Source organism: Caulobacter segnis (genome assembly GCF_029543125.1).
GTDB classification, from domain to species: Bacteria; Pseudomonadota; Alphaproteobacteria; order Caulobacterales; family Caulobacteraceae; genus Caulobacter; species Caulobacter segnis_D.
Genome location: NZ_JARQWW010000001.1, coordinates 405,761 through 430,615 on the forward strand (window position 1 = coordinate 405,761; position 24,855 = coordinate 430,615).

Consider the following 24,855-nt stretch of genomic DNA (forward strand, 5'->3'; position numbering starts at 1 on the left):
GAGCGCCGGCATGGCCCGTGATCTCGCCAGCCCGACGGTCAGCGTGTTGATGGCCAACCACAACGGCGCCCGGCACTTGGCTGAGGCGGTCCGTTCGGTGCTGGCCTCGACCCTGTCGGGCCTGGAGCTGATCGTCGTGGACGACGCCTCCACCGATGACAGCATCGCCCTGCTGTCACGGTTGGCCGAGAGTGACCCGCGCATGCGCGTGCTGGCCCGTCCCAGCTCCGGCGGCCCCGGTGCGGCGCGCAACCTCGCCCTGTCCCAAGCGCAGGGTGAATTCCTGGCCGTGGTCGACAGCGACGATTTCATACATCCCGAACGATTGGAGGCTCTTGTCGCCGAGGCGCGGGGCAGCGGCGCGCACATCGTCATCGACGACCTGCTGATCTTTGCCGACGACGGCGGGAGCCAGCCGCGCACATTGCTGCGCGGCGATCTGGCCAAGCGTCCGCAATGGATCGCCCTGCCCGACTACATCCGCAGCAACCGCCTCTACGGCTCTGCGCCGTCGCTCGGCTTCGCCAAACCGCTGATCCGGCGGCAGGTCCTGGCCGAGGCAGGGGTGACCTATGCCGAAGACCTGCCCGTGGGCGAGGATTTCGATCTGATAGCCCGCGCCATGGGAAAGGGCATGACCCTGTGGTGCACGCCGAGGATCGCCTACTTCTACCGCAAGCATCCGCAGTCGATCTCGCATCGCCTCGACCGACCCCGGCTGGAGGCCATGGCCGCCAACGCCGTGCGGCTTCGTCAGGCTGTGGGCAGCTCGAAGACCGCCGCCGCGCTATCGTCGCTTGAGGCCAGCATAGACGCGGCCCTGGGCCTGGACGACATTGTCCTGGCGCTGAAAGCGCGCCGCCCGGCGGCGGCGCTGGCGGCGGCCATGAGGACCCCTGCTGGCGCGGCCCTGTTGCGCGTGCCGGTCCAAGACAAGCTCGGACAGGCCCTGGCGCGGCTGCGCGGCGCTGAACGCGCAGCGGACGGAGCCGGGAAGGTGGTCGTGCTCTCGCGCCAACGGGTGGTGGGCTCCACCAACGGCAGCTCCACCTATCTGCTCAGCCTGTGCCGCGCGCTCAGGGAAGCTGGCCATCGCGTGACTTGGCTTGGCCCGACGCCCGCCACCTTTGGCCGCTGGCCGGTGCTGAAGCTGTCGGATGAAATGGCCCTGTTCGATGCCGTGCGCATTCGAGGCGGCTTGCGCGTGGGGCGATGGGTGGTCGCCAAGGACCCGCGCATCCTGGGCCGCGCCCTGCTCACCGGCATCGAGAAAGGCCTCGCCAAGCTGAAGCTCAAGCCGTCCGGCTGGGTGAAGCCCGCGCCCTACGCCATCGCCGCGCCCGCCACACGCGCCGACCAGATGTTCGTCGCCCGCCACGCACGCGGCGCCAAGGCTCTGCTCTGCGACTACGCCTTCGCCGCCCCCCTGGCGCCCTACGCCCTGACCCCGGCCGCACGGCGGCTGGTGGTCATGCATGACCTTTTCTCCTCTCGGGCCGCACAGTTCGCGGCGGTGGGCGGCTCGGACTCGGTGGCGGCCCTCTCCGCCGAGGCCGAGTACGCCCTCCTCGGCCAAGCCGACATCATCCTCGCCGTGCAGCAGGACGAGGCGGCGGCCGTCGCCGCAAACCTGCCCGGACGGCAGGTGGTGACCACGCCCATAGCGGCGGATCCAGTCTCCTCCGCCGCCCCCGGACGTGCGCCGGAGATTCTGTTCGTGGGCAGCAATACCGCGCCCAATGTGGTCGGCCTGCACTGGCTGTTCGACAAGGTCTGGCCCGCGCTGATCGCCCGCCGTCCCGATGCGCGTCTGACTGTGGTCGGCAATGTCAGCCGCGCCCTGGACGGCGCGCCGCAAGGTGTGACTGTGCTTGGCCCGGTACCGGACTTGGCGCCGCTCTACGCCGGCGCGGCCGTCGTGGTCTCCCCGCTGATCACCGGCTCGGGACTGAAGATCAAGCTGGTGGAGGCCCTGGCCGCCGGCAAGGCCGTAGTCGCAACCTCGGTCAGCCTGCAGGGAGTCGAGCGAGAGCTGTCTTCCGTGGTCCGGCGCGCCGACGAGCCTGAAGTTTTCGCCGCCCATATCGCCGACCTGCTGGATGACGATGAGGCCCGCGCCGCCCTGGCCGCAGCGGGTCTTGCGGCTGCTCGTGACGTGTTCGGAGCGCGGGCCTGCTACGGACCGATGCTGTCCCTGATCGCCGAACCCGCATGAGCCTGGCGGCGGCGCCGGCGGTGGAGAGCCCCGCCCCCCGGTCCGTCGGCCAAAGTGCGGTCCGCTCTCGGCAGGTTCAGGTGATGCGCGGCATAGCCTGCCTGCTGCTGGTCTTCTTCCATGTGGTGGGCGGCGGCGCCTCGGACGGCCTGCGCGTGTCAGATGACACGGTCCTGCGCAAGGTCATGGATCTGCTGCTCTACATCCGCATGCCCATCTTCGGCTTCCTGTCCGGCTACGTCTATGCGCTCAAACCCATGCGGCAGGGCCAGGCCGCGCCCTTTCTGAAGGGCAAGGCGCGACGGCTGGTTCTGCCGCTCGTCGCCGTCTCGACCCTATTCTTCCTGGTGTGGAACGGCTGGTACGGAAGCCTCGGCGCGGCGCTGCCGGACATGTGGCGCATCTACCTGTTCTCCTACGAGATCTACTGGTTCCTCCAGGCCATGGTACTCATCTTCGTGCTCGTCGCCATGCTGGAAAGTCTCGGCGCCTTGAGCCGCTGGCAGGGTGTCGCGCTGGCGGCGGCCGTGGCCTTCATCGCCGGCCATCCTCTGGAGACCACGACGTTCCTGTCGCTGGGCGGGGCGCTCTATCTGCTGCCCTACTTCCTGGCCGGGCTGGCGACCTTCCGGTTCAATCTGGCCAGCCGCCCTGCCTTGCTGACCGGCGTCGCGGCTTTTGTTTCGATCGCCCTTGTCATCCACGGCTGGCGGGTCGCACACCTGCCGCATGAGGTGGTGGCGGCGCGGGTGACGGTGCTGTCGCTGATCATCGGCGCCGGCGGCTCCCTGCTGCTCCTGCGCAGCGTGCCGGACAACGTCTTCTTGGCGCGGATCGGCTCGGCCTCCTTCGCCATCTTCCTGTTTCACATCTTCTTCGTGGTGGCGGCACGCACGGCTCTGGGAAAGCTCGGCGCGCCGCTGGCCATGCAGATCACGGCGGGGCTGGCGGCGGGCCTGGCCGGACCGATGCTGTTGGAGGCGGTTTTGATGCGCTGGGCGGGGACCCGGCGCGTCTTCCTGGGTTTGAGGTAGGCGAACGCCGGCTTGAGCGAGCCGGCCCGGGGATGGGACATGGGCGATCATGCGACAGCCGGTCGGGGGACCGGCTCATCGGCAGGCGACCAGATCGAGGTCGTCGACTGCGACGTCTGCATCGTCGGCGCGGGGGCGGCGGGCCTGACCCTCGCCCAAGCGCTGGACGGATGCGGCCTGAAGATCTGCGTGCTCGAAGGCGGCGGAAAGAACATCGACCCCGCCGCCCAGGCGCTCTTCGAAGGCGAGTCGATCGGCGAACCCATGGCGGTGCCTCAGGGGCGCTATCGGGTGCTGGGCGGAGCCACCCGCAAGTGGACAGGGCGCTGCGCTGAGCTGGACACACTGGATTTCGAGCCTCGCGCCTGGACCCCGTGGTCGGGCTGGCCGATCCGTCACTCGGACCTCGCACCCTATTACCGGCATGCGGAATCTGTGTGCGGGTTCACCCGACCATGGCGCGCCGACGACGCGGCTCCCCGCCTTCGCCAGGCCCGTTCACGCTACGGCCTCGAGGACATCGACTTCTTTGTCTGGCGCTACGCCGCTCAGCATTGGCGCACCTACCAGGACTGGGGCGAGCGCTTCGGCCAGCGCCTCGCCCGCTCACCCCACACCCGCATGATCCTCGGAGCCGACCTCATCGCGCTCGAAGGCGGCGAAGGACGGATCGAAGCCGCCCGCGCATGCCGTCAGGACGGCGCTCAGCTTCGTATCCGAGCCAGCCGGTTCGTGCTCGCCTGCGGCGGGCTGGAGAACAACCGCCTTCTGCTCAACTTCGCGCGCGATCCGGACAGCGGCGTCGCCGATCCGCACGAGGTCCTCGGACGATGGTTCATGCAGCACCCTCGCGCGGTCACCGCCGCCGGACCGCCGAGCCGGCAAGCCTGCGCCTTGTTTCATCTTGGGCAGGTGCGCAGGGGCGCCCATCACGAGATCGGTCTCGCCCTGTCGCCCACGGCCCAGGCGCGCGAAGGCCTGCTGAACGCCAGCGCCGTCCTGCGATATCTGCCCGATCCGCGCGACGGCTGGGAGGTCGCCAAGCGGATGGCGCGCGGAGAGGATGTCCGCGCCGACGAGGTCGCCGCCATGGCGCGAGACGCCGGCAAGATCGCCGCCAACTTGGCCCGCCGCGCCATGGGTCTGGGGCCCGTGCCCAGCGCTCCTCTGGCGGAGCTCATCGTCGATCTGGAACAGAGCCCCGATCCCGACAGCAGGGTTCTGCTCTCCGGGGCGCGCGACCGCCTCGGGCTCTTCACGGCCCGTGTTGATTGGCGGATCAGCCGCCAGGACCGCGCCACGGCGGCCTTCATGACCCGCGTCTGCATCGACCAGCTGAGGCGCTTCGGGCTAGCCGATCTGAGGGCGGCGGATGACCTTGAGGAGACCGGCGGCCTGACGCTCGGGGCGATGCTGGAGAGCTATCATCACCTGGGCGGGACTCGCATGAGCCGCGATCCGCGCGAGGGCGTAATCGACGCGGATCTGCGCTTCCATGGCCTGCAGAACCTATACGTCCTCGGCGGATCGAGCCTGCCCACCGGCGGTCACGCCAACCCGACCTTCACCATCGTCGCCTTGGCCCTGCGCCTGGCCGACCATCTGAAGGCCGAGCCCGCCAGCCGGATGATGGTCATTGAGGAGCCTCATCCTCCAGTGGCGGAGGCGGCGCCACCCACGCCCAGGCCGCGAGCGCGAACAGCAGCAGCGTCGTCGGCTGAAACGGCATGAAGACGTTCTCCACCTTGGCGCGGACAGCCATCACCAGGAACATGGCGGTGACGAAGGCCGGCGCCAGACCCGGCCGGCTGACTGCGTTGACGATCAGGCGCACGCCGCTGGCCCCAAGGGCGAGGCCGATGACCGCCGCGCCCACCAGGCCGAAGTCCACCGCCCATTCGCGATAGTTGTCGTGGAAGTGGAAGCCCTTGCCGTCCGTCAGACCGGCCCAGCGCAGCAGGCCGATGGTGGTGGCGTCATCACCTAGCCAGATGGACCGGTAGCCATGGCCGATGAGGGGACGATCGGCGATGAGCCGGTCGGCGAACGCCCACAGCCAGTCGCGCCCGGTGAGCCCGGCGTCCTTGTGCAGAACATCGGAGGCGAAGGTCTGGGCCTCCTCCACCAGGATCGGCATGGCCGCCGCCAGCGGCGCGAGCATCAGCACCAGGATCGCCGCCGCCGCCGCCCGCCCCTTTGGAGGCAGCCAGGCCAGCCCCGCGAAACCGGCGAGCAGAACGAGGCCCAGTACGGCGGTGATCATGCCGCCCGCCGACTGACCGGTGGCCAGAACGAAGAGCGCGGCCGGAATGCCGGCAAGGGCCGGCAGACGCGCCCACAAGGGCTGTCGGCCATCGCCCAGCACCGCCACACCGCTGACCAGAACGAGCTGCGCGAGGAAGGCCATGGCGTTCTTGGAGCCGAGAATTCCGATCAGCACCGGCCCTTCGGCCGAGGCGCCGCGCCGGCCATAGACGATGCAGATCGCCAGGATCATCAGGGTGCTGAGGAAGACCCCCCGCACATAGGTCCGCAGGGGACTGACCGCCACCACCGCCACGGCGATGGCCAGGGTCACGGCCAGCTGCGCGCCATAGCGCAGGCTCACCCCGGGGACGGTGGACCATAGCGTGGAGAGACAGGGCAGGACGCCGACGATCAGCAACGGCCAGCCGCGCTTGAACGCGTCGATCACCGTCACCGGCTTGAGCCAGACCAGCGCGCCCAGGACCGCCAGCTGCAAAAGGATGCTCAGGGCGCCGAGGATGCCGGTCCAGCTGAGGGTGAGCGCCGCCAGGGCGAGGCCCGCGATCAGAACATCGCCCCAGTCGCCCGGGCGTTCAGCCGAAGGCGGCCAGGGCTCGTCCTGCGCCAAGGTCTCGCTCTCTCGCCATGGCGCATGTGCGACGCCGGTCATGCTCGCCCCCTTCAGCGGCCGCCTGTCAGGCTCAACATCCCAACGCAGCTTGGCCTTGCGGGTTTCCTCTCGACGCCTCGGCGCCATGCGATGGCCGCAGTGGGCAGGGTCAATAGGGCCTCATGAGGGCGCCTGGCTCCCCGGCGCCGCGATTTTGATCAACCAAACGAGGCGAGCATGCGCATCACCCTGATGCTTGGCGTCGCGACGGCGGCCGCCTGGATGACGACGAGCGGCGCGGAGGCGGCCAGAGCCGAGCCGAAACCCGCTCCGGCGGTGGCGGCCGCGGCGGGCGCGCCCCTGCGCCTGACCTTCGATGACGGCTTTGATCAGCGGCCAGATCCCAAGCGATGGCGCACCGCCTACAAGACCGCCGGGCCGGAGCCCAAGAGCCTTTCCGACCGCAGCCTCTACAACAACCGCGAACGGCAGGTCTATTTCGACAAGGCGTTCATGGGCCTTGGGGTCGATCCGTTCTCGACAGGGGGCGGGGTGTTGACCATCACGGCCAAGCCCTTGGCCGAACGCGAACGCGCAGCCTTGGCCCGGGCGCTGGACCTGCAGCCGCAGAAGCTGCGGGCGGGGCCGTTGAAGGATGTCCGCTACAGCTCCGGCGTCCTGACCACACGCGGTCTGTTCGAGCAGAGGTACGGCTACTTCGAGATCCGCACGCGATGGACAAGCGGCAAGGGTCTGTGGCCGGCCTTCTGGCTGCTGCCGTCCAACGGCGCATGGCCGCCGGAGATCGACGTGATGGAGGCCTTGGGCCACGACATGCGCACCGTCTATCAGTCGGTGCACACCAAGGCTGGCGGCAAGCATGTGGGCCGCACCCAGAAGGCGCGCCTGCAAGGCGACGACGCCGCGGGCTTCCATACCTACGGCGTGCTGTGGACGCCTGGCAGCCTGCGCTTCTTCATCGACGGCGTGCAGACGAACGAAGCTGCAGCGCCTACCGACGCCACGGGTCCGATGTACATGATCGTCAACCTGGCGGTGGGCGGCAAATGGCCGGGTGACCCGGACGTGCGGACGCGCTTCCCCGCCCGGATGGAGGTCGACTACGTGCGGGCCTGGAAGCTTGGCTAAAGGCCATTGGCGCCATCTTGCCCGCGAGGACCGCCGCTCGACGTGACGCCCCAATAAGTATATACACCTTGTATATCCAGGGAGGTGGTCATGACCAAGACAACGCTCTTCCAATCCAATCGCACGCAAGCCGTTCGCCTGCCCAAGGACGTCGCCTTTCCTGAAGGCGTCAAGTCCGTCACCGTGCTCCGAGAAGGCAACCGACGCGTCATTGTGCCGTCTGACGCAGTTTGGGATGATTTCTTTGATGAACCGGGCGTCGATCTTGGCGTGCGGGAACAGCCCGCTATCCAGACGCGAGAAGCGTTTTGATGCTGCGTTATCTTCTCGACACCAATCTTTGCATCCGCGTTCTGAGAGACCGCCCGCAAGGTGTGCGCGAACGGTTTAATACGAATGCAGAGGCGCTTTGCACCTCGACGATCGTACTGACCGAGCTGCTACATGGTGCGGCCAAGTCGGCTCGCCCCGACGACAATCGACGTCAGGTCGAGCACTTCGCCGCGAAGCTTGAAGTTCTGCCTTTCGATGATCTCGCAGCGGATCATGCCGCCGACATCCGCGCGGACCTGGAGCGCGCGGGCCGCCCCGTTGGTGGTTATGATCTACTCATCGCGGGGCACGCGCGCTCCCGCGGCCTGATCGTCGTGACCGGAAATCTATCGGAGTTCCAGCGCGTCCAGGGGCTCCGCTGCGAGGATTGGCTCGCCGGCGCGCACTGAGGCCGATCATCAGCCGTCAGAACCGCAGCTATACGTGCGGGTCATCCATCGTTTCTGCGTGACTGAAGCGTTCGCTTGCGGCGTCGCCTTTCATGGCGGCGAAGGCGCGCCTCTATCCGAGGCCAGAACAGTCCCGTAACGAGGGCCGCGACGGCCACCGCGCTGGCCAGGTAGATCATGGGCGGGCGGGCTCCCGCCGCAGGCGGCCCGCGAGCTTGTCGATCAGCGGACGGACGACGCCGAAGGCGTCTGCAAAGGCGGCGCGCCCGCCCTTGAAGGCGAGCACCACCGTCCAGGCGCCCACATAGGCGATGGCGGCCAGCAGCATCAGATCGACGATGGCGATCCCCGTGCTGAACCGTCGCGCAACGGCCAGCAGCGCCGCCGCCGCCGCCGCGCCCGCCGCGAAGGGCGCGGCCATGACATAGAGGGCGCGCGTGCGCACCGGCCCCTTACGGCCGACCCACCACCAGACGATAGGCATGCGCAGGAAGAGGTCGGACAGGGCGTAGGCCGCCGCCACCCCGATCGCACCCCACGGAAGACCCGCCGCGAAGGCGGCGATGGAGGTCACAGCGTTGATCATGCCCCACCGCGCGAACTCACCGGTGCGCTGCTGGCTGATGAACAACCAGCCCACGGTGGAGGTCATGGGCTGGTGCAGCCCGGCCAGACCCAGCCACATGAAGATCGGCGCGGCTGCCGCCCACTCGTCGCCCATCAGGGTCGCGATCAGCTTGTCGGCAGTCAGGATCAGGAACGTCACCCCGGGCAGCGCCGCGAGAAGGATCAGTCGCACCGTCCGCTCATAGGCGTGGCGATAGCGGCCCGGTTCGTCGCGCAGGCGCGACAGCACCGGCACCATGACCCGTGACAGAGGTGCATTGATCTGCTGCAGCGGCCAGAGCAGCAGCTTGTAGGCGCGGTCGTAGAGGCCCAGCGCATCTGCGCCGGCGGTCCGACCGATCAGCACCTTGTCGATGTTGCGGGCCAGAAAGTTGGTGAGGTTGAAACCGGTCAGACCGCCGCCGAACCGCAGCATGGCGCCGACCTCACGGATCGGTCCCGGGCGACCGGGCCGCCAGTCCGCGCTCAGCCAGGCGCCGATCATGCTGGTCGCCATGGTCACGGCCACCGAAGCGAACAGCGCCCAGGGGCTGGGGCGGATCAGGGCGAAGACCACGGCGGTCGCGAAACCGAGGATCGTGCCTGCGATGTCGATCATCGCCATGCGCGAAAAACGCATGTGGCGCGTGAGCAGCGCCATGTGCTGCGCGCCGAGCCCTGCGATCATGACCGTGGCGGCCAGGGCCACCGCCATGCCGACGGCGCGCGGCTCGCCATAGAAGGCCCCGATCAGCGGCGCCGAGGCGGCCAAGGCGATCGCCAGCACAGCCGATAAGCCCACATTGACCCAGAAGAGCGTGCTGGCCTGGCGAGGCGTGATGCTGGCGGAGGTGACCACCGCCTGAGCCAGGCCCAGGTCCTGGAACATCATCACGAAGGCGGTGATGGGCATGACCATGGCGAAAACGCCGAAGTCGTCCGGCGACAAAAGGCGCGCCAGCACCACCACCGAGAGGAACTGGACGACCATCTTGATCGTTTGGGAGATGCCCGTCACCGCGACGCCGCCTACCGCCCGCGCTCTCAACTGATCAGAGGGCGCGGCTATCGGCGCATCAAGAAGTTCTTTCGAAGACTTCATTTGGGCACATTCTCAAAACATACAGGCGAAGCCAAATAACGCCTTGACGCACATCTTCGCAAGTGCAGCATAAATGTGCCGACCAACCGCGATGCGAATGAGGGATTCTCATGCATTACCGCTCCGTGGCCGACATGAGCGATACGATCACGCGTCAGTTACGAAAACTGCCGCCGGATATTGATCTGGTGGTGGGGGTTCCTCGCAGTGGCCTGCTGGCCGGATCGATGATCAGCCTGGCGCTCAACCTGCCCCTGGCCGATCTTGAAGGCTTCGCCGCCGGCCGCCTTCTGGCTACTGGCCACACGCGGCGACGCTCCGACGACGGAGAGCCTGCCGCACCACGCAGGATTCTGGTGGTCGATGACAGCATCAACAGCGGCGGCTCCATGGTGCAGGCGCGAAAGGCGCTGATCGAGGCGGGCGTCGAGGCCGAGCTGATCTTCTGCGCCGTCTATGGCCTGAAGCCCGAGCATCCCGAGGTCGATGTGGTCCTGGAGGCCGTCCCTTATCCGCGGATGTTCCAGTGGAACGCCATGCACCACAGCTATCTGGCCGACGCCTGCTTCGACATCGACGGCGTGCTTTGCTGCGACCCCACCAGTGAGGAAAATGACGACGGCGACCGCTATCGCGCCTTCCTCACCTCCGCCCGCGCCTTTCTGCGCCCGTCCAAGCCGATCGGCCATCTGGTGACCAGCCGGCTGGAGAAGTATCGGCCCGAGACCGAGGCCTGGCTGGCCGCGGAGGGGATCGAGTACGGCAAGCTTTGGATGCTCGACCTGCCGGACGCGGCGGCGCGGCGAAAGGCGGGCGCGCACGGGGCCTTCAAGGCGCGCGTCTACGCCAGCCTGCCGGACGCCGCCCTGTTCATCGAGAGCGAGGAGCGCCAGGCGGTCGAGATCGCCCGCGCCTCGGGCAAGCCGGTGCTCAGCATCGAAAGCCAGACCATTATCTATCCGGACCGGGTCGAGGAGTTGACCGCCATGCGCCAGCGGCGCGTGGGCTATGAGCGCCGCCGCCGCGAGATCGAGACCCCCGCGCCTTCGGGCCTGAAGGCCGCCGCCCGCCGACTGCTCGGCGCGCCGCTCTACGACCAGCTCAAGCGCGCGGTCCGCGCGCCCGCCGGCGCCTGAGCACTATCGAGACGAGGCAGCCCATGACCACGCCGAAAGCCGCCAATGACCAGCCGCTTCCCGTCACCGTCCTGGTGCCGACCTACAACCGGGCGGACTATCTGCCCGAGGCCCTGAACAGCCTGCTCGCTCAGGACCGAGCGCCCGCCGAGGTCGTGGTCGTCGACGACGGCTCCGAAACGAACGCCGCCGAGCAGGTGGTCAGGAGCTTCGGCGGCCGGGTCGGCTATCTGCGCCAGGAGAACATGGGCAAGTCGGCGGCGTTGAACCTCGGCCTCGCCAACACCCGCCAGCCCTTCGTCTGGGTTTTCGACGACGACGACATCGCCGAGCCCGACGCCCTCTCCTCGCTCTACGCGGCCCTCGAGGCGAACCCGGACGCCGGCTTCGCCTACGGCCTTTGCGACAAGTTCACCGGCGCCTGGCCCGCGCCGGTCAGCGATGCCAACACCGCCTACTGGTCCGACAATCGGCGCGCGCTCTATGTGCGGCTGCTGGAGGACTTCTTCATGTGGCAGGGCGCGATGCTGGTGCGCCGCTGCGCCTACGACGCCGTGGGCCCCTTTGATGTGCGCATGGCGCGCTCCCAGGACTACGAGATGAACCTGCGCCTGACCCGGCGCTTCACAGGCGCGGGCGTGCCCAAGGTGATGTTCCACCAGCGCCACCATGACGGGGTGCGCGGCCCCAAGGCGGCCCAGGTGAAGGCCGACGCGGTGGAGGCCGCTTGGCGACGCTACAACCAGCTGATCTTCAGCGAGATCCACGTCAGCCACGACCTCGACGAATTCCATGCGGATCCGGCGCACGGCGAGGCGGACGATCGGCGGCGGATCACAGCTCTGATCCAGAGGGGCTGCATCATGGCGCGGCGAGGCCTGTGGCCTCAGGCGACCCGCGACTTCGACGAAGCGGCGGCGCTTTGCGCCGGGGGGACCCTTTCGACGCTCAACGCCCAGGAGGTCGCCGCCCTGCGACGTGTCTTCCAGCCCGGGGCGCGATCCACCTTCGCGGACGCCGCCGAGGCGAAGGCCTTCGGCCGCGCGCTGGGCGGGTTCGCCGATGCGGAGCTGACGGCCCGCATCAGAGGCAACCTGCTGCTGCCGGTGAGCCATCGCATCAAGCAGCGCCTGCGCCGCCAGCCAGCCCCGCGCGGGGAGACGCGCCAGATTCTCATGATCCTGAGTCATCTGGCCGGGCCGGGTGCGATGATGGAGTACTTCAAGGCCAGGCGCGAGACCCTGCTCATGTACGGCGTCCAGCCCCTGGATGTCGCTGCCGGCGCGGCGGCCTGAGGCCGCCATGCGCATCGCCTACTTCGTGCATAACCTGCGGGATCCGGCGGTGCGGCGCCGGCTGTGGCTGCTTCGGCTGGGCGGGGCGGAGGTCAGCCTGCTGGGCTTTCGGCGCTCCGAAGAGCCTGTCGCGTCGGCGCCCGGCGAACCCGTCGTCGATCTGGGCCGCACCCACGATGCGGCCATGGGCCAGCGGGCGCTGGCCGTGGCCAAGGCCGTGGCGCGCACCCCTTTTCTGCGCGCCGCCGTCGCCGGTCGCGACGTGATCATGGCCCGCAACCTGGAGACCCTGGCAGTGGCCTGCGCCGCGCGAGCCGTTCACGCGCCGAAAGCCAAGCTGATCTACGAGTGCCTGGATGTTCACCGCAGCCTGTTGGGCGACGGGTTCAAGTCCAAGGCCATGCGATGGGTCGAGCGGGCCTTGATGGCCCGTTGCGATCAGGTGGTGGTCTCCTCCCCCGCCTTCGTCGAACACTACTTCCAGCCGCGCCAAGGCCTGTCGCGCCCCTGGCTGCTGATCGAGAACAAGCTGGTCCATGATCGCGGCCTGGACGCCGCTGCGGCCACGCTCGGCGGTCCGCCGCCGGGGCCGCCCTGGACCATCGGTTGGTTCGGCGTGATCCGCTGCGCCAAGAGCCTGTCCATGCTGCGCCAGATCGCCTCGGCCCTGCCCGACCAGGTCCGCGTGGTCATCCGCGGGCAGGTGGCGCGCCACGAGTTCGACGACTTCGACGGCCAGGTCGCCGCCACGCCGGGCATGTCCTATCTGGGACCCTATGAGCCTGCGGATGTGTCGCGCTGTTATGGCGAGGTCCATTTCAGCTGGGCGATCGACTATTTTGAGGAAGGGCAAAACTCCCTCTGGCTGCTGCCCAACCGCCTCTATGAGGGCGGCCGCAACGGCGTGCCGGCCCTGGCCTTGGCCGGGGTGGAGACCGGGCGCTGGGTGGCCGAACGCGGTGCGGGCCTGGTGCTTGCCGATCCGGTGAGGGAGGCGATCGCGCACCTGTCGAGCCTCACCGCAGCCGAGTACGCCGCCTTGCGGATGCGGGTGGAGGAACTCCCCCCCTCCACCTTCACCTATGACAGCCGCGACAGCGCCCGCCTGGTGGCGGCGCTAGCCACCCGCGCAGCCTGAGGGATCAGCCATGAACACGGACAAGCACGCCGATGTCCTGGTGGTCATCCCCTGCCTCAACGAGGCGGCGCATCTGCCTCACCTGCTGGAATGGCTGACCGCCGAGACGGGTGACGACGCCCTGATCGTCGTGGCCGACGGCGGCAGCCATGACGGAAGCCGCCAGATCGTCGAGGCCGCCGCCGAGCGCTGGCCCAAGGTGCGCCTGCTGGCCAATCCGGGCCGCATCCAGTCGATCGGGGTCAACGCCGCGGTCGCTCAGTACGGACGCGGCCGCCGGCACCTGATCCGTATCGACGCTCATGCGGGCTATCCCAAGGGATTCATCCGGGGACTGATCGAAACGGCCAGAACCATCGGCGCGCAGTCCGTGACCGTGCCCATGAGGACGATCGGCGAAGGCTGCTTTCAGCGCGCGGCGGCGGCGGCCCAAAACTCCTTCCTCGGCGCCGGCGGTTCGGCCCATCGGCAAGGCGCGGCCAGCGGCTGGGTCGATCACGGCCATCACGCACTCATGGATCTGACGGCCTTCCGCGAGGTGGGCGGCTATGATGAGGGCTTCAGTCACAACGAGGACGCCGAGCTCGACCTGCGCCTGACGCAGGAGGGCGGCCGCATCTGGCTGGCGGCGGATCTGGCGATTCTCTATCGGCCCCGCAGCCGGCCCGGCGCTCTTTTCACCCAGTATCGCAACTATGGCCGGGGCCGCGCCATGACGGCGGCGCGGCACAAGGTGCGGCTGAAGCCGCGGCAGGCCGCGCCCCTGCTGGTCGCCCCCAGCGTCGCGGCGGCCGTCATCGGCCTGGGATTCGCGCCGATCACCCCGCTGGCTCTGGGACTGGCGGCGCCGGCCGCCGCGTGGGCCGGGCTCTGCCTGGGGCTTGGCGTGCTCACGGGCCTCAAGGTCCGCGACCGCTGCGCCATGCTCTCCGGGGTGGCGGCCATGATCATGCATCTGGGGTGGTCGCTGGGTTTCTGGGGTGAGCGGCTGTCGGCGACATTGCAGCCCCCGCGTCTGCCGCTTCTGGTCAGGCCCGCCGTGGCGGACGCCTGACCTCGCCGCATCACGTCGACAAAAGGTCGTCGCCCGCGATTGAACGCTTGATCGCGGCGACGCTTGGCGACATCAGGGAACGCCCGCCGGAAAGCCGGCCAAACACGGACGAGATGATGAGCACCGGTCTTGAGGCCTATCTTCGCGAGCAAGGCGCGCCGCAGAGCCTGAGCGAGCTGATCCTGGCCACGGCCGACGCCTGCGTCGAGATCGCCCAGCTCGTGCGCTTCGGCGCCGCCGGCGACCTGGCCTCGGCCTCCGGCGCCGAGAACGTCCAGGGCGAGGTGCAGAAGAAGCTCGACATCCTGGCCAACGACATCCTGCTGCGCGACTGCGCCAAGGCCGCCGGCCTCAAGGCCATGGCCTCCGAAGAGATGGACGACGTCGTGCCGGTGCGCGACCTGGACGGCGAAGGCTGGCTGCTGCTGTTCGATCCGCTGGACGGCTCCAGCAACATCGACGTCAACGTCTCCATCGGCACCATCTTCTCGATCCTGCCCGCGCCGCGCACTGAAGCACGCCCGGCGATCGAGGCGGACTTCCTGCAGACCGGCCGCGCTCAGGCGGCGGCCGGCTATGTGGTCTATGGCCCGCAGACCACCCTGGTGCTGACCGTGACCGGCGCACCTGCGGTGTTCACCCTGGCCGCCGACGGAAGCTGGACGCCTTCGGGCGCGACCATGTCGATCCCGGCCAAGGCTAAGGAATTCGCCATCAACGCCTCCAACCACCGCCACTGGAGCGAGCCCATGCGCGCCCACGTGGAAGGCTGGCTGGCCGGCGCCGACGGTCCGCGCGGCCGCGACTTCAACATGCGCTGGATCGCCTCGATGGTGGCCGATGTTCACCGCGTGCTCACCCGCGGCGGCGTGTTCCTCTACCCCTGGGACAAGCGCATGGGTGAGAAGGCCGGCAAACTGCGCCTGCTCTATGAAGCCAATCCCATGACCCTCTTGGTGGAGCGTGCCGGCGGCGCGTCCTTCGACGGCAAGAACGGCTCGATCCTGGATACTCCGGTCACCGGCCTGCACCAGCGGGTGTCGGTGATGCTCGGGGCCAGCGAAGAGATCGCGATCCTGATCGAAGCAGGTCTCTGAGCCCCACCGGACGCCGACGCATGCATTGACAGCATTGCGAGCACGGGATGTACTTCTTACCTCGTGAGGTGAGAAATGGCGACACTGACGGTTCGAAACATCGACAATGAAGTGAAGGAGCGCTTGCGTGTGCAGGCGGCTCGCCATGGCCGGTCGATGGAAGAGGAAGTCCGGGCAATATTGAAGCGCGCCGTTGGTGGGATCGATGGGGCTGGCCTGTGGGAGCTGTCGCGACAGCTCTTTGAGGATCGTGGGGTTAGCCTGGAGCTTCCGAGCCGAGCTTCGGACAGGGCCGCGATGTTGTTCGACCCGAGTGAACACGAGTGATCGTTCTCGACACCAATGTGCTGTCGGAGTTGATGAAAGCGCAGCCTTCCCCGGGTGTCCGCGACTGGCTTTTGCAGCTTGGAGACGTCGCCATCTCCACCACGACAATTTCGATCTTCGAGATCGAATACGGGTTGGCGCGACTGCCCAGCGGTCGCAGACGTGACGACCTGACGGAGCGGTTCAACACACTGACCAGCGCCATGTCCATCTTGCCGCTTGATGACATGGCCGCGCGCGCGGCGGGCCGATTGCGCGCGTCTCGTGACGCGTCGGGACTGACCTCTCAGCCGTCCGACATGATGATCGGCGGCATCGCTTTCGTTACAAGCGCAATGCTCGCGACCCGTAATATCCGCGATTTCGAAGGGCTGCCGCTTCGACTTGTCGATCCCTGGCGATCTCATTGAGCCTTGGCGGCTCGGCCGGAAGCTTGGCCTCAAAGCCGCCGCATCCCTGTGATGGAAAGTTCATCACATCACGAAGACTTGTGACGCTTGCGCGCGTCCGGGCGCGGGATGCACGGCCTGGGCGGTGGACGATCCGCCAAAGCTGTTCTTTGCTTGGGGCATGATCGCTAGTCGATCACGGGGTCTGTCGGGGACTTGGGCATGGCGAGCCGCAAAGCTGCGCGTCCGGGATTGAAGCGCCTCATGGTGATGGCGCTGATCACCCTTACGAGCCTGCCGCTCACCGGAGCCGTCTGGTCGTTGATGGCGGCGCGCAGCTTCGGCGACGCCCTTTTCGTTGTCGAGGTGCTGGCCCCTGCGGCCCTGACCTTCGTGGCCGGCAACATCACCGCCTTGATCATCATCCGGCGCTCGACGCGCCGGCCGGTTCGGCCGCTGACCAGCCGCCTGACGCCCAACCGCTTCATGCGGTGACGTCGGCAGTGCGGCTCCCGATCATCCAGAGACGATCGGGAGCGCCGGGTCTTGAAGGTTCAAGTCGGTCCCGCGGTGAGGCCCCAGCCCCCTGATCGCGTTACACACCGCCCCCAGCTCTGGCGCGCGCGGCTGTCGGCCACACGGCCGAGCCAGAAGCGCGAAACCCAAAGGTTCGCCCCCAGAACTGCCTTCACTGGCGCGGCGCGGCCCCGGATGCAAAGGCGCGGTTACTCATATCGTGCGCAGCCAAGACCGCATCCCGCACAACCTGTTTGTTGAGCCGCATGGTGGTTGTTCAACCACAGCCCACGATCAGGCTTCGCTGACCCAAAGATGCGAGACTCCAAGCCGGTCGATCCGCGCCAGCATCCGCCGCAGATCGGCGTCATTGGCTTCGGCCATCCGGTGTAGTTGCGGAAGGACCGACCTTGGCGGCGTCGCAACGCAGCCATGCGATCCGCGGTGACAGAAGCCGGCGTTCTCAAGCAGCTGAAGATGACGGCGGACCGTCTCCCGGCTGAGCGTCAGCCCAGCGGTGAGATCGACGATGCGCCTTGGGCGGGCGTAATCGTGCGGCGTCCGCACCCATGCCCCCAGATCCTCGGGGTCGACACCTTCGATGTTCTCCATGACCAGTTGAAGAAGCACCAGGCTGGTCAGCACGCTGCCCGTCAACGTCACCAGGGCCGGACAGATGCGCAGAGCGTACTCGGAGACGATGCGGTTGACGGCCCGGATCAGCGGGTCGGCCGCCGGCTCCACATCCGGGCTTGGATCAGCGACCACGCCGCCTCGCCAGAGCTCCAGAAATAGGTCACGCGTCCGATCATATCGCTCCTGCTGCAAGGCGATGTAGGACTCCGACATCACCGCGCTGCGCGGGATGACCACTCCGGCCGGCGTCGTCACGCAAAGGCCGCGCTCGACCAGCGCCACAAAGCGCCGACGCACCGTCTCGAAGGGCAGGCCCAGGGACTGGGCCACCGCATTCATGCTCACCGGACGGCGAAGCTCGTCGGGCGCCGACTCCTCCAGCCGCCCGTAAAGGACCGCCAGATCGGCGTCGCGATCGACCGGAGCCATGTTGGCGTCGAGCGCGGTGGTGAAAACGAGGGCCTCGACAAGATCGCCCTCCCCGCCGGTGATGCGCACCAGATCGCGGACATAGGCGAGGCTCGCCAAGGTGATCCGCTGGAAGGCCGGGTCCGTGTCGAACGCCTTCGGCGACAGAGGATCGAGCATGACGCCAAGGATAGCGTCACGGCAGCGCTTGGTAAATGCGGCGGGCCTCTGCGCCCAGTATGCCGCCTAGCGCCTGATCTGCCCGTCGACGTACTTGCGCATGCCCATGCCATAGGGTGGACGCAGCATCTTCAGCGGGCCGATGTCCTTAGGTATTTGGGTGAACACCGCCTTCTTGTGGCTGAACTCGCGAAAGCCGTCCTCGCCGTGATAGCCGCCCATGCCGGCGGGGCCGACGCCGCCGAACGGCAGCTCCTCCTGGGCCACGTGCATGATCACGTCATTGACCGTCACCCCGCCCGAGGTGGTGCGCGACAGCACCTTGTCCCGCTCTGCAGTGTCGGTCCCGAACCAGTAGAGCCCGAGCGGCCGGTCGTGGGCGTTGATGTAGTCCACCGCCTCGTCGATCCGCTCATAGGTCTTGATGGGCAGGATCGGGCCGAAGATCTCCTCGCGCATGATCTTCAGGTCGTCGCTGGGGTCGATGACCAGGGTGGGGGCGATCTTGCGATGCTCCTGCTGGGCGAGGGTCTCGCCGGCGGGGTTGATCTCGATGACGCGGGCGCCGCTGGCCCGGGCCTCGTCCAGATAGCCCTGGAGGCGGTCATGGTGCCGCTGGGAGACCACGGCGGTGTAGTCGGGGTTGTCGCGGATCGTGGGGAACATCCGCTCCACCGACTTGGCGGCTTCGTCCACGAAGCTTTCCAGCTTGTCCCGGGGAGCCAGCACATAGTCGGGGGCCAGGCAGATCTGGCCGGCGTTGAGGGTCTTGCCGTTCATCACCCGGGCCGCCGCCGTGGCCATGTCGGCCGAACGGCTGAGGATCACCGGGCTCTTGCCGCCCAGCTCCAGGGTGACGGGGACCAGGTTCTCGGCGGCCGCCCGCATCACATGGCGGCCGATGCTCGTGGCGCCGGTGAACAGCAGGTGGTCGAAGGCCAGGCGGGTGAAGGCCTCGCCGATTTCAGGCCCGCCCACCACCACGGCGATCTCCTCTTCGGAGAAGGCCGAGCCGAACATCCGGGCCATCAGGGCCGAGGTTGCAGGCGTGTGCTCCGACGGCTTGATTAGGGCCCGGTTGCCGGCCGCCAGCACTCCGGCCAAGGGCGTGAAGGTCAGGTTCACCGGGAAGTTCCAGGGGCTGATGATCCCCACCACTCCCTTGGGCTGGAACACCAATTCGGCCCTGGCGCCGAACAGACCCAGGATCGCCGGCGTGGTCTTGCGCTTCTGGGGGCGCATCCATTTGGCCAGGTTCGCCTTGGCATGTTTGAGCGCCCCGATGGAGGCGGCGACATCAGTGAAGGCGGTCACGTCCGGCGAGCGGGCGCCGAAGTCCTCGTTGGCCGCATCCTCGATCTCGCGCCGATGATCGACCAGCAGGGCGATGCAGCGCTCGATCCGCTCGACCCGCACCTGGGCGCTGGGCGCGCCGTCGCGCAAGTGCGCCGCCTTCTGGCGTGCAAGCAGGGCTTTCATCGGACCGGTCAGGCTGGCGTCGAGGAGGAGGCGTCCGACCGGCCGCCGCCACGAACGAAGTAGAGCAGAACGAGCCCGGCGAGCATCAGGCCCGCGACGGGAGCGAACCCGGCCTGCTGGCTTTTGAAGGCGCGGGTGAAGCCGTCCACCAGCAGCGGTCCGAGCCACATGGTGGCGGTCTGCGACAGGGCGAAGAGTCCGAAGAAGGCGCCGGCCTCCCCCGGCGGGGTCAACCGCACCATCAAGGTGCGCGAGGACGCCCAGGACGCGGTGCCGAACACCGACAGGACAAAAGCCGCCGCCAGATAAAGCACCTCCGGCGCCGTGCCGAAGAGACCACCCCAAAGTCTTGCCTGCTCGTCGGCGGCAAAGAAGAGGAGCAATCTGGTCGGCGAGGTGGTGATCTGGGCCAGGAGCGCCAGAACAGTGACGACGATCTCCAGCTTGAAGGCCTCCCGCGGCCCCATGCGATCATCAAGCCAGCCGCCGAGAACACCGCCGGCCACGCCGCTGACGCAGGAGACGACGCCAAGGATCAAAAGCTCGGTGACGCCCCAGCCCATGACCCCGGCCGCATAGACTCCTCCAAAGACCAGCAGGGCCATCTTGCCGTCGATATAGAGCATCCGCGCAGCCAGATAGATCACCACGTCCCTCGGCGCCCTGGCCCCACGCAGCAGGCCGATCAGATGGCGCGCGCCGGCGACAAAGGCGCGAGGCAAACCCATCCCCGTCGAAGGGGCGTCCTTGGCGAAAAGCAGAACAGGCAAAGCGCCGATAAGGAAGACCACCGCAACGATCGGACCGACGATGCGGTCCGGCTCATGAGCCGCGCGCTCAAGGCCGAACAGGGGTTGCGCCGGAAGGAAGCTGAGCCCCGGCGTGCCCGGCAGAACGAAGGCGGCCAGCACCGCCAGCAGCAGGATGATCGAAATCCCATTTCCCAAAGACAGGGCCAGGCCCGAGGCGCGCGCCTGTTCTTGCGGCTTGGCCGCCCCCATAAGCATGGCGTTGTAGAATACGTCGCCGTAGGAGAGCAGGATGGAGATCGCCAGCAGAAGCAGGAAGGCTGCGCCGACTCCAAGTCCTGCGCCGCCGGCCGGCGTCACCAGCCAAAGCGCCGCGATCAGAGGGACCGCCGCCAGGCTCAGGCCCGCCAGCCAGGGACGCCGCGCGCCCATCTGATCGACCGCCGCGCCGAGAAAGGGCGCGGTGAAGGCCACGATCAGGCTGGACAGCAGGTGATAGGCCGCCACGGTCGACTGCCCCTTGACCGGATCGCCGACCACGGCGGTGGCGAAGTAGGGGATGAAGACGTAGGTGCCGATCAGGATGATGTAGGGGTCGCGCGCCCCTTGATAGAAGGCCCAGCTCCAGGCGCTGAGCGACAGCGGCGATCGTGCGCTGGGGCGGCTCATGACTTAGTCGGCTCGACGCCGAAGCGGCGCAGGACGTTGCGGGTGATGACCTTCACGAAGGGATCGTCGGCGGCCAGACCGTGGGCCCATTCGGTGGTGCCGCTGTTGAAGACTTCGCCCGCGCCCCGCCTGAAGCTGGCCAGGGCGGCGTGGCCGCGCAGCACCTTGGCCTGGGCCTCGGGGCTGTCGTCGTCGAAGGCGATCTTGGCGATGACGTCGAGCTTCTCGGGCGGGATGATCGGCATATAGCCGCGCCCCGCCTCCTCGCCGAAGGCGCAGGGCGCAAGACCGATGATCTGCAGGTCCTTCGGCACCCCCAGTAGGGGGGTGGCGCGCGGCAGGCCGTCGTCCGCGAACTGGAAGCGGCAGCCGTCGCTCTCGTAACCGATCAGCGGCAGGTCGCCGCCGATGACGTCCCCATAGAAGAGGTCGGATCCCTCCAGCGCCCAATGGCGGTCGTCATAGACGGTGAAGCCGCCCTGCCCGCGCGCCACGCAAAGACCCAGGCGATGGTATCCGGCGAAGATGAAGCTCAGGCCCGTCAGTTGGGCCTCGGGCCGCTCGAAGGCGGGGTGCGACCAAAGATGGGTGGCGGCCTGAGGGTCAGCGCGATCGGCCTCGTCCTCGAACCCGCGCCACTTCTTGCAGACATAGGTCTTGCCGTCGTCGTCCCACCGCACCTTCCAAAAGCAGGTGTTGCCCGACAAGATCGCCAGGCCGCCGCCAGCGTCAACGAACCGCTCGACCTGATCGCGCTCCTTGCCCGACCAGTACTCGCTGTGGCCGACGAAGAGCGCGCAGGCGTAGCCTTCGAGCACATCATCTTCGACGTCGAGATCATAGTCGGTGTGATAGTCGAGGGCGTAGCCTTCGGCCTCGGCCCAGGCGGCGAAGGCGTGCTCCCATTTGTGCAGGAAGCCGGCCGAGCCGTCGTAGGGCGAGGCGCGGTTGGCCACCATCCAGGCCATGTCCGAGGCGAAGGGCGGCTCCTCGAAGCCGCGCTTCCTCATATTGACCAGACGCGGCGCGCCTTCCGGAGCGCCGACGATGAGCGGCGAGAAGGGACGCTGCGCCGACAGCACCCCGATCGCGCCTTCCATCGCCTCGGGGAAGGGCTTCTTGCCGGTCATCAGGCTGGTGACGTCGCAATAGGCGTTGGCCCCGCCCCACCAGTTATAGGCGTGATAGGTGTTGGTCGCCAGGATCAGGGCGGCGCGGGCGCGGCGCCCGCCGCGCGGCGGGCGCACGCAAACAAAGTGACGAGCGACCTCTCCCTCGCCGTCGGTGAGCACAAGATCGTAGTAGCCGCTCGTCCACTCGTCCCCGACCACGAAGCTGGTCGTGGCGCTCCAGCCGCACCCCTTGGCGTCGACATCGGCGGGGACGGGCTGCGGGCGACAATCGATCCCCTCCAGAACCAGCACCTCTTCGCGCTCGGCTCCGACCCGGACGGCCTGAAGGCGGCAGGGACCTTCGGCGCTGATGAAGAGGACGACGACCTCCCCCGGACGAGCGCTCAGACGATCGGAATAGAATGCAGGCATGCGTCTCCCCTCACCACCCCGCTACGGTAGTTTGAATTATCGTATGAGCAAGCCCGCCCCCACCGCTACCCCAAATCCGCCGACGTCAGTCTGCGAATTGGGCGCCGCCGCTCCGTTGACGCGCAAAAAGCGACAAAAGACGCCCCTTGCAAACATAGTCTTCGATATTGAATAGTCGCGACTATCATAAACTGAGCCACGCGCATCACGGCGCGAAAGTGCTCAGCCGTAGGGGGAGTGACTGATGAAAGCGTTTTGGTTCGCCACCGCAGCCGCCGTTTCGATCGCCGGAGCCGCCGCCGCACAGACAGAGCCGTCGACCGCCGGCTTCGCCATCGAAGAGATCGTCGTCACCGCTCAGAAGCGATCGGAAAACCTTCAGGACGTGCCGGTCTCGGTGACCGCCATCACCTCCCAAGCGCTTCAGAACCAGGGCGTGACCAATGTCATGGGCCTCAACAACGTCGCCCCGGGCCTGCGGGTCAGCGCCGGCGACGCGGCGGCCAATCCGAAGATCTTCATCCGCGGCGTGGGCCTGTCGGATTTCAATCCCAACGCCTCCAGCGGCGTCGGCGTCTATGTGGACGGCGTCTTCGTCGGCTCGCCGCTGGCTCAGATGGCGGGCTTCTACGATCTGGGCCAGGTGGAGGTGCTGCGCGGCCCGCAAGGCACGCTCTACGGCCGCAACACCAACGGCGGCGCGATCAACGTGACCACCAGGCGCCCGACCTTCACCTGGACGGGCGATGCACGCGCCGAATACGCCACCTATGAAGCGGTCAATCTGCAGGGCGGCGTCGGCGGCCCCCTGGTCGAGGACAAGCTGGCCTTCCGTCTGGCGGGCCAGATGGTCGAGGACAACGGATACACCTTCAACCGGGTCACCGGAGACGACGTCAACGCCACCAAGTACTGGGCCGGCCGACTGTCGCTGCTGTTCACCCCCACCGAAGACATCGAGGTGCTGGGCAAGTTCGAGCGCTTCTCCAACCGCGGCGACGCGACCGCGCCCCAGCACCGCGCCCTGTTCCCTTCAAGCGCGGCGGTGACCGGACCCAACGGCCTGTGCATGCCCGGCGCCTATGCCAGCGGCGCCTGCACCGACCTGATGGGCTATGCGGACACCGACAAAGACATCCGCGCCGGCGACTACAACCAGGAGGGCAAGGACCGGGTCGACACCTGGAACGCCTCGACCCAGATCGACTGGGACCTGGGCTCGGTGGCGCTGGTCTCCGTCACCGCGTTTCAGCACGCCAACCGCAACGCGCTGGAGAACACCGACTCCAGCCCGGCGCAGATGATCGAGATCAACTACCGCGCCCGCGCCAAGGCCTTCACCCAGGAGCTGCGTCTGCAGTCCGACGATCCGTCGGCGGCGCTGAAATGGGTGCTCGGCGGCTTCTACATGGACGAGACGATCCGCGACAACAGCATCCAGGATGTCCTGCGCGACTATCGCCCGTTCTTCCAGTCGCCGGAGAACCCGCTGGGGATCAGCCCCGACGACAGCGTCGCGATCTTCGGCTACCCCTATACGCAGAAGACCAAGAGCTACGCGCTCTTCGGCCAGGCCGACTACAGCCTCACCGAGCGCCTGACGGTGACCGCCGGCCTGCGCTATTCGGCCGATGACAAGAGGTTCGACTATCGCAGCGAAATCGAGAACGGCTTGGCGACGATCCTGACGTCGAAGCAGGACAAGACCTTCTCGGCCTGGTCGGGCCGGCTGGGCGCCCGCTACGCGCTCACCGACGATGTCAATGTCTACGCGACGTACAACCGCGGCTTCAAAAGCGGCGGCTTCTTCGGCGGCCTGGCGACCACGCCCACGGAGCTGGAGCCCTATGACAACGAAAAGCTCGACGCCTTCGAGATCGGCCTCAAGGGCGAGTTCTTCGATCGCCGCCTGCGCTTCAACGCCTCGGGCTTCTACTACGATTACCAGGACCAGCAGGTCTTCGCCCAGGCGCTGCGCAACGGCCTGACGGTGCTGGTTCTGGACAACGCCGCCAGCTCGAAAGTTTGGGGCGCCGAGTTCGAACTGACGGCCCGGCCGACGGCCAACCTGCAACTCGACGCGGGCCTGTCCCTGCTCGACGCCGAATACGGCGACTTCATCTCCGAGGGCCAGGACTACACCGGCAACCGTCTGCCGCAGGCGCCCAAGGCGACCTTGAACCTGGCCGCCAACCACATCCTGCCCCTGGGTTCGGCCGGCGAAATCGTCACCCACTTGGACGCCACCTATTCGTCGAAGATCTACTTCGACAACTCCAACGCCGAACGCCTGTCCCAGGACGGCGTCTGGGTGGCCGGGGCCCAGGTCAGCTGGCGCGCGCCGAGCGGCGGCCTGGAGGCCGGCGTCTTCGCCCGCAACCTGTTCGACGAGAACTGGTTCGTCTCGATCTCAAACATCGACAGCCTGGGCGTCGATCTTCTGACCTACAACCGCCCGCGCAGCCTTGGCGTTTTCCTGCGCTATAGCTACTGACGAACTGAACGGCGGGGCCTGGCGCCCCGCCGACACGCGCCCCGGCGCCGAGGAGACGA

21 protein-coding genes are annotated in these 24,855 nt (G+C 67.7%); 15 read left to right on the forward strand and 6 right to left on the reverse strand.

The window, feature by feature from the left end; genetic code table 11:
- Positions 1-10 precede the first annotated feature (10 nt).
- The 3 genes from P7B02_RS02015 to P7B02_RS02025 are packed head-to-tail and all read left to right on the forward strand — an operon-like array spanning position 11 to position 4,980.
- Entirely contained in the window at positions 11-2,215 is a 2,205-nt protein-coding gene (locus P7B02_RS02015; protein WP_277784628.1) for a glycosyltransferase, read from the forward strand.
- Positions 2,212-3,249, forward strand: a complete 1,038-nt coding sequence (locus tag P7B02_RS02020; RefSeq protein WP_277784629.1) for an acyltransferase family protein — start codon at positions 2,212-2,214, stop codon at positions 3,247-3,249. Before P7B02_RS02015 ends, P7B02_RS02020 begins: the two co-directional genes overlap by 4 nt.
- Before the next feature lie 12 nt (positions 3,250-3,261).
- Entirely contained in the window at positions 3,262-4,980 is a 1,719-nt protein-coding gene (locus P7B02_RS02025) for a GMC oxidoreductase (RefSeq protein ID WP_277784630.1), read from the forward strand.
- Here P7B02_RS02025 and P7B02_RS02030 read toward each other — a convergent pair.
- The gene (locus tag P7B02_RS02030) at positions 4,883-6,166 is read right to left on the reverse strand and encodes an O-antigen ligase family protein (protein ID WP_277784631.1); all 1,284 of its coding nucleotides are present in this window, start codon (positions 6,164-6,166) and stop codon (positions 4,883-4,885) included. The genes P7B02_RS02025 and P7B02_RS02030 overlap by 98 nt on opposite strands.
- A gap of 177 nt (positions 6,167-6,343) precedes the next feature.
- Between P7B02_RS02030 and P7B02_RS02035 the strand changes: the two genes are divergently transcribed.
- From P7B02_RS02035 to vapC, 3 genes are all read left to right on the forward strand, one after another.
- The gene (locus P7B02_RS02035) at positions 6,344-7,255 is read left to right on the forward strand and encodes a glycoside hydrolase family 16 protein (protein ID WP_277784632.1); all 912 of its coding nucleotides are present in this window, start codon (positions 6,344-6,346) and stop codon (positions 7,253-7,255) included.
- Between the two features lie 90 nt (positions 7,256-7,345).
- Positions 7,346-7,567 carry a type II toxin-antitoxin system VapB family antitoxin gene (gene vapB / locus P7B02_RS02040; protein WP_277784633.1) on the forward strand — a complete coding sequence of 74 codons (222 nt, stop codon included), beginning with the start codon at positions 7,346-7,348 and terminating at the stop codon, positions 7,565-7,567.
- On the forward strand, positions 7,567-7,977 hold the full coding sequence (gene vapC, locus P7B02_RS02045; protein WP_277784634.1) for a type II toxin-antitoxin system tRNA(fMet)-specific endonuclease VapC: 411 nt from the start codon (positions 7,567-7,569) through the stop codon (positions 7,975-7,977). The genes vapB and vapC overlap by 1 nt, the downstream gene beginning before the upstream one ends.
- A 175-nt stretch (positions 7,978-8,152) precedes the next feature.
- Here the strand turns inward: vapC and P7B02_RS02050 are convergent, their stop codons facing one another.
- The gene (locus P7B02_RS02050) at positions 8,153-9,685 is read right to left on the reverse strand and encodes a lipopolysaccharide biosynthesis protein (RefSeq protein WP_277784635.1); all 1,533 of its coding nucleotides are present in this window, start codon (positions 9,683-9,685) and stop codon (positions 8,153-8,155) included.
- Between the two features lie 110 nt (positions 9,686-9,795).
- On the opposite strand from P7B02_RS02050, the gene P7B02_RS02055 reads away from it, so the two are divergent.
- The 8 genes from P7B02_RS02055 to P7B02_RS02090 all read left to right on the forward strand — a co-directional run bounded on the left by P7B02_RS02055 (position 9,796) and on the right by P7B02_RS02090 (position 16,616).
- Entirely contained in the window at positions 9,796-10,821 is a 1,026-nt protein-coding gene (locus P7B02_RS02055; protein WP_277784636.1) for a phosphoribosyltransferase family protein, read from the forward strand.
- Positions 10,822-10,844: 23 nt separating this feature from the next.
- Positions 10,845-12,116: a glycosyltransferase family 2 protein gene (locus P7B02_RS02060; RefSeq protein ID WP_277784637.1), complete on the forward strand. Its 1,272-nt coding sequence runs from the start codon at positions 10,845-10,847 to the stop codon at positions 12,114-12,116.
- Positions 12,117-12,123: 7 nt separating this feature from the next.
- Positions 12,124-13,254: a glycosyltransferase gene (locus P7B02_RS02065; protein ID WP_277784638.1), complete on the forward strand. Its 1,131-nt coding sequence runs from the start codon at positions 12,124-12,126 to the stop codon at positions 13,252-13,254.
- A gap of 10 nt (positions 13,255-13,264) precedes the next feature.
- Positions 13,265-14,308, forward strand: coding sequence for a glycosyltransferase family 2 protein (locus P7B02_RS02070; RefSeq protein ID WP_277784639.1), 1,044 nt, complete (start codon positions 13,265-13,267; stop codon positions 14,306-14,308).
- Positions 14,309-14,424: 116 nt separating this feature from the next.
- Positions 14,425-15,405, forward strand: a complete 981-nt coding sequence (locus tag P7B02_RS02075) for a class 1 fructose-bisphosphatase (protein ID WP_277784640.1) — start codon at positions 14,425-14,427, stop codon at positions 15,403-15,405.
- A gap of 75 nt (positions 15,406-15,480) precedes the next feature.
- Entirely contained in the window at positions 15,481-15,732 is a 252-nt protein-coding gene (locus tag P7B02_RS02080) for a FitA-like ribbon-helix-helix domain-containing protein (protein WP_277784641.1), read from the forward strand.
- A complete protein-coding gene (locus tag P7B02_RS02085; protein WP_277784642.1) occupies positions 15,729-16,142 on the forward strand; it encodes a PIN domain-containing protein in 414 nt (137 codons plus the stop codon). Before P7B02_RS02080 ends, P7B02_RS02085 begins: the two co-directional genes overlap by 4 nt.
- Before the next feature lie 201 nt (positions 16,143-16,343).
- Positions 16,344-16,616, forward strand: a complete 273-nt coding sequence (locus P7B02_RS02090) for a hypothetical protein (protein WP_277784643.1) — start codon at positions 16,344-16,346, stop codon at positions 16,614-16,616.
- 315 nt (positions 16,617-16,931) lie between these two features.
- On the opposite strand, the gene P7B02_RS02095 is transcribed toward P7B02_RS02090, so the two are convergent.
- The 4 genes from P7B02_RS02095 to P7B02_RS02110 all read right to left on the reverse strand — a co-directional run bounded on the left by P7B02_RS02095 (position 16,932) and on the right by P7B02_RS02110 (position 22,302).
- Positions 16,932-17,861 carry a DeoR family transcriptional regulator gene (locus tag P7B02_RS02095; RefSeq protein WP_277784644.1) on the reverse strand — a complete coding sequence of 310 codons (930 nt, stop codon included), beginning with the start codon at positions 17,859-17,861 and terminating at the stop codon, positions 16,932-16,934.
- Positions 17,862-17,927: 66 nt separating this feature from the next.
- The gene (locus P7B02_RS02100; RefSeq protein WP_277784645.1) at positions 17,928-19,340 is read right to left on the reverse strand and encodes a coniferyl aldehyde dehydrogenase; all 1,413 of its coding nucleotides are present in this window, start codon (positions 19,338-19,340) and stop codon (positions 17,928-17,930) included.
- Positions 19,341-19,348: 8 nt separating this feature from the next.
- A complete protein-coding gene (locus P7B02_RS02105) occupies positions 19,349-20,758 on the reverse strand; it encodes an MFS transporter (RefSeq protein ID WP_277784646.1) in 1,410 nt (469 codons plus the stop codon).
- Positions 20,755-22,302 carry a N,N-dimethylformamidase beta subunit family domain-containing protein gene (locus tag P7B02_RS02110; protein WP_277784647.1) on the reverse strand — a complete coding sequence of 516 codons (1,548 nt, stop codon included), beginning with the start codon at positions 22,300-22,302 and terminating at the stop codon, positions 20,755-20,757. Before P7B02_RS02110 ends, P7B02_RS02105 begins: the two co-directional genes overlap by 4 nt.
- Before the next feature lie 244 nt (positions 22,303-22,546).
- Here P7B02_RS02110 and P7B02_RS02115 point away from each other — a divergent pair, with 244 nt between their 5' ends.
- A complete protein-coding gene (locus P7B02_RS02115; protein WP_277784648.1) occupies positions 22,547-24,796 on the forward strand; it encodes a TonB-dependent receptor in 2,250 nt (749 codons plus the stop codon).
- The last annotated feature ends 59 nt before the right edge of the window (positions 24,797-24,855 follow it).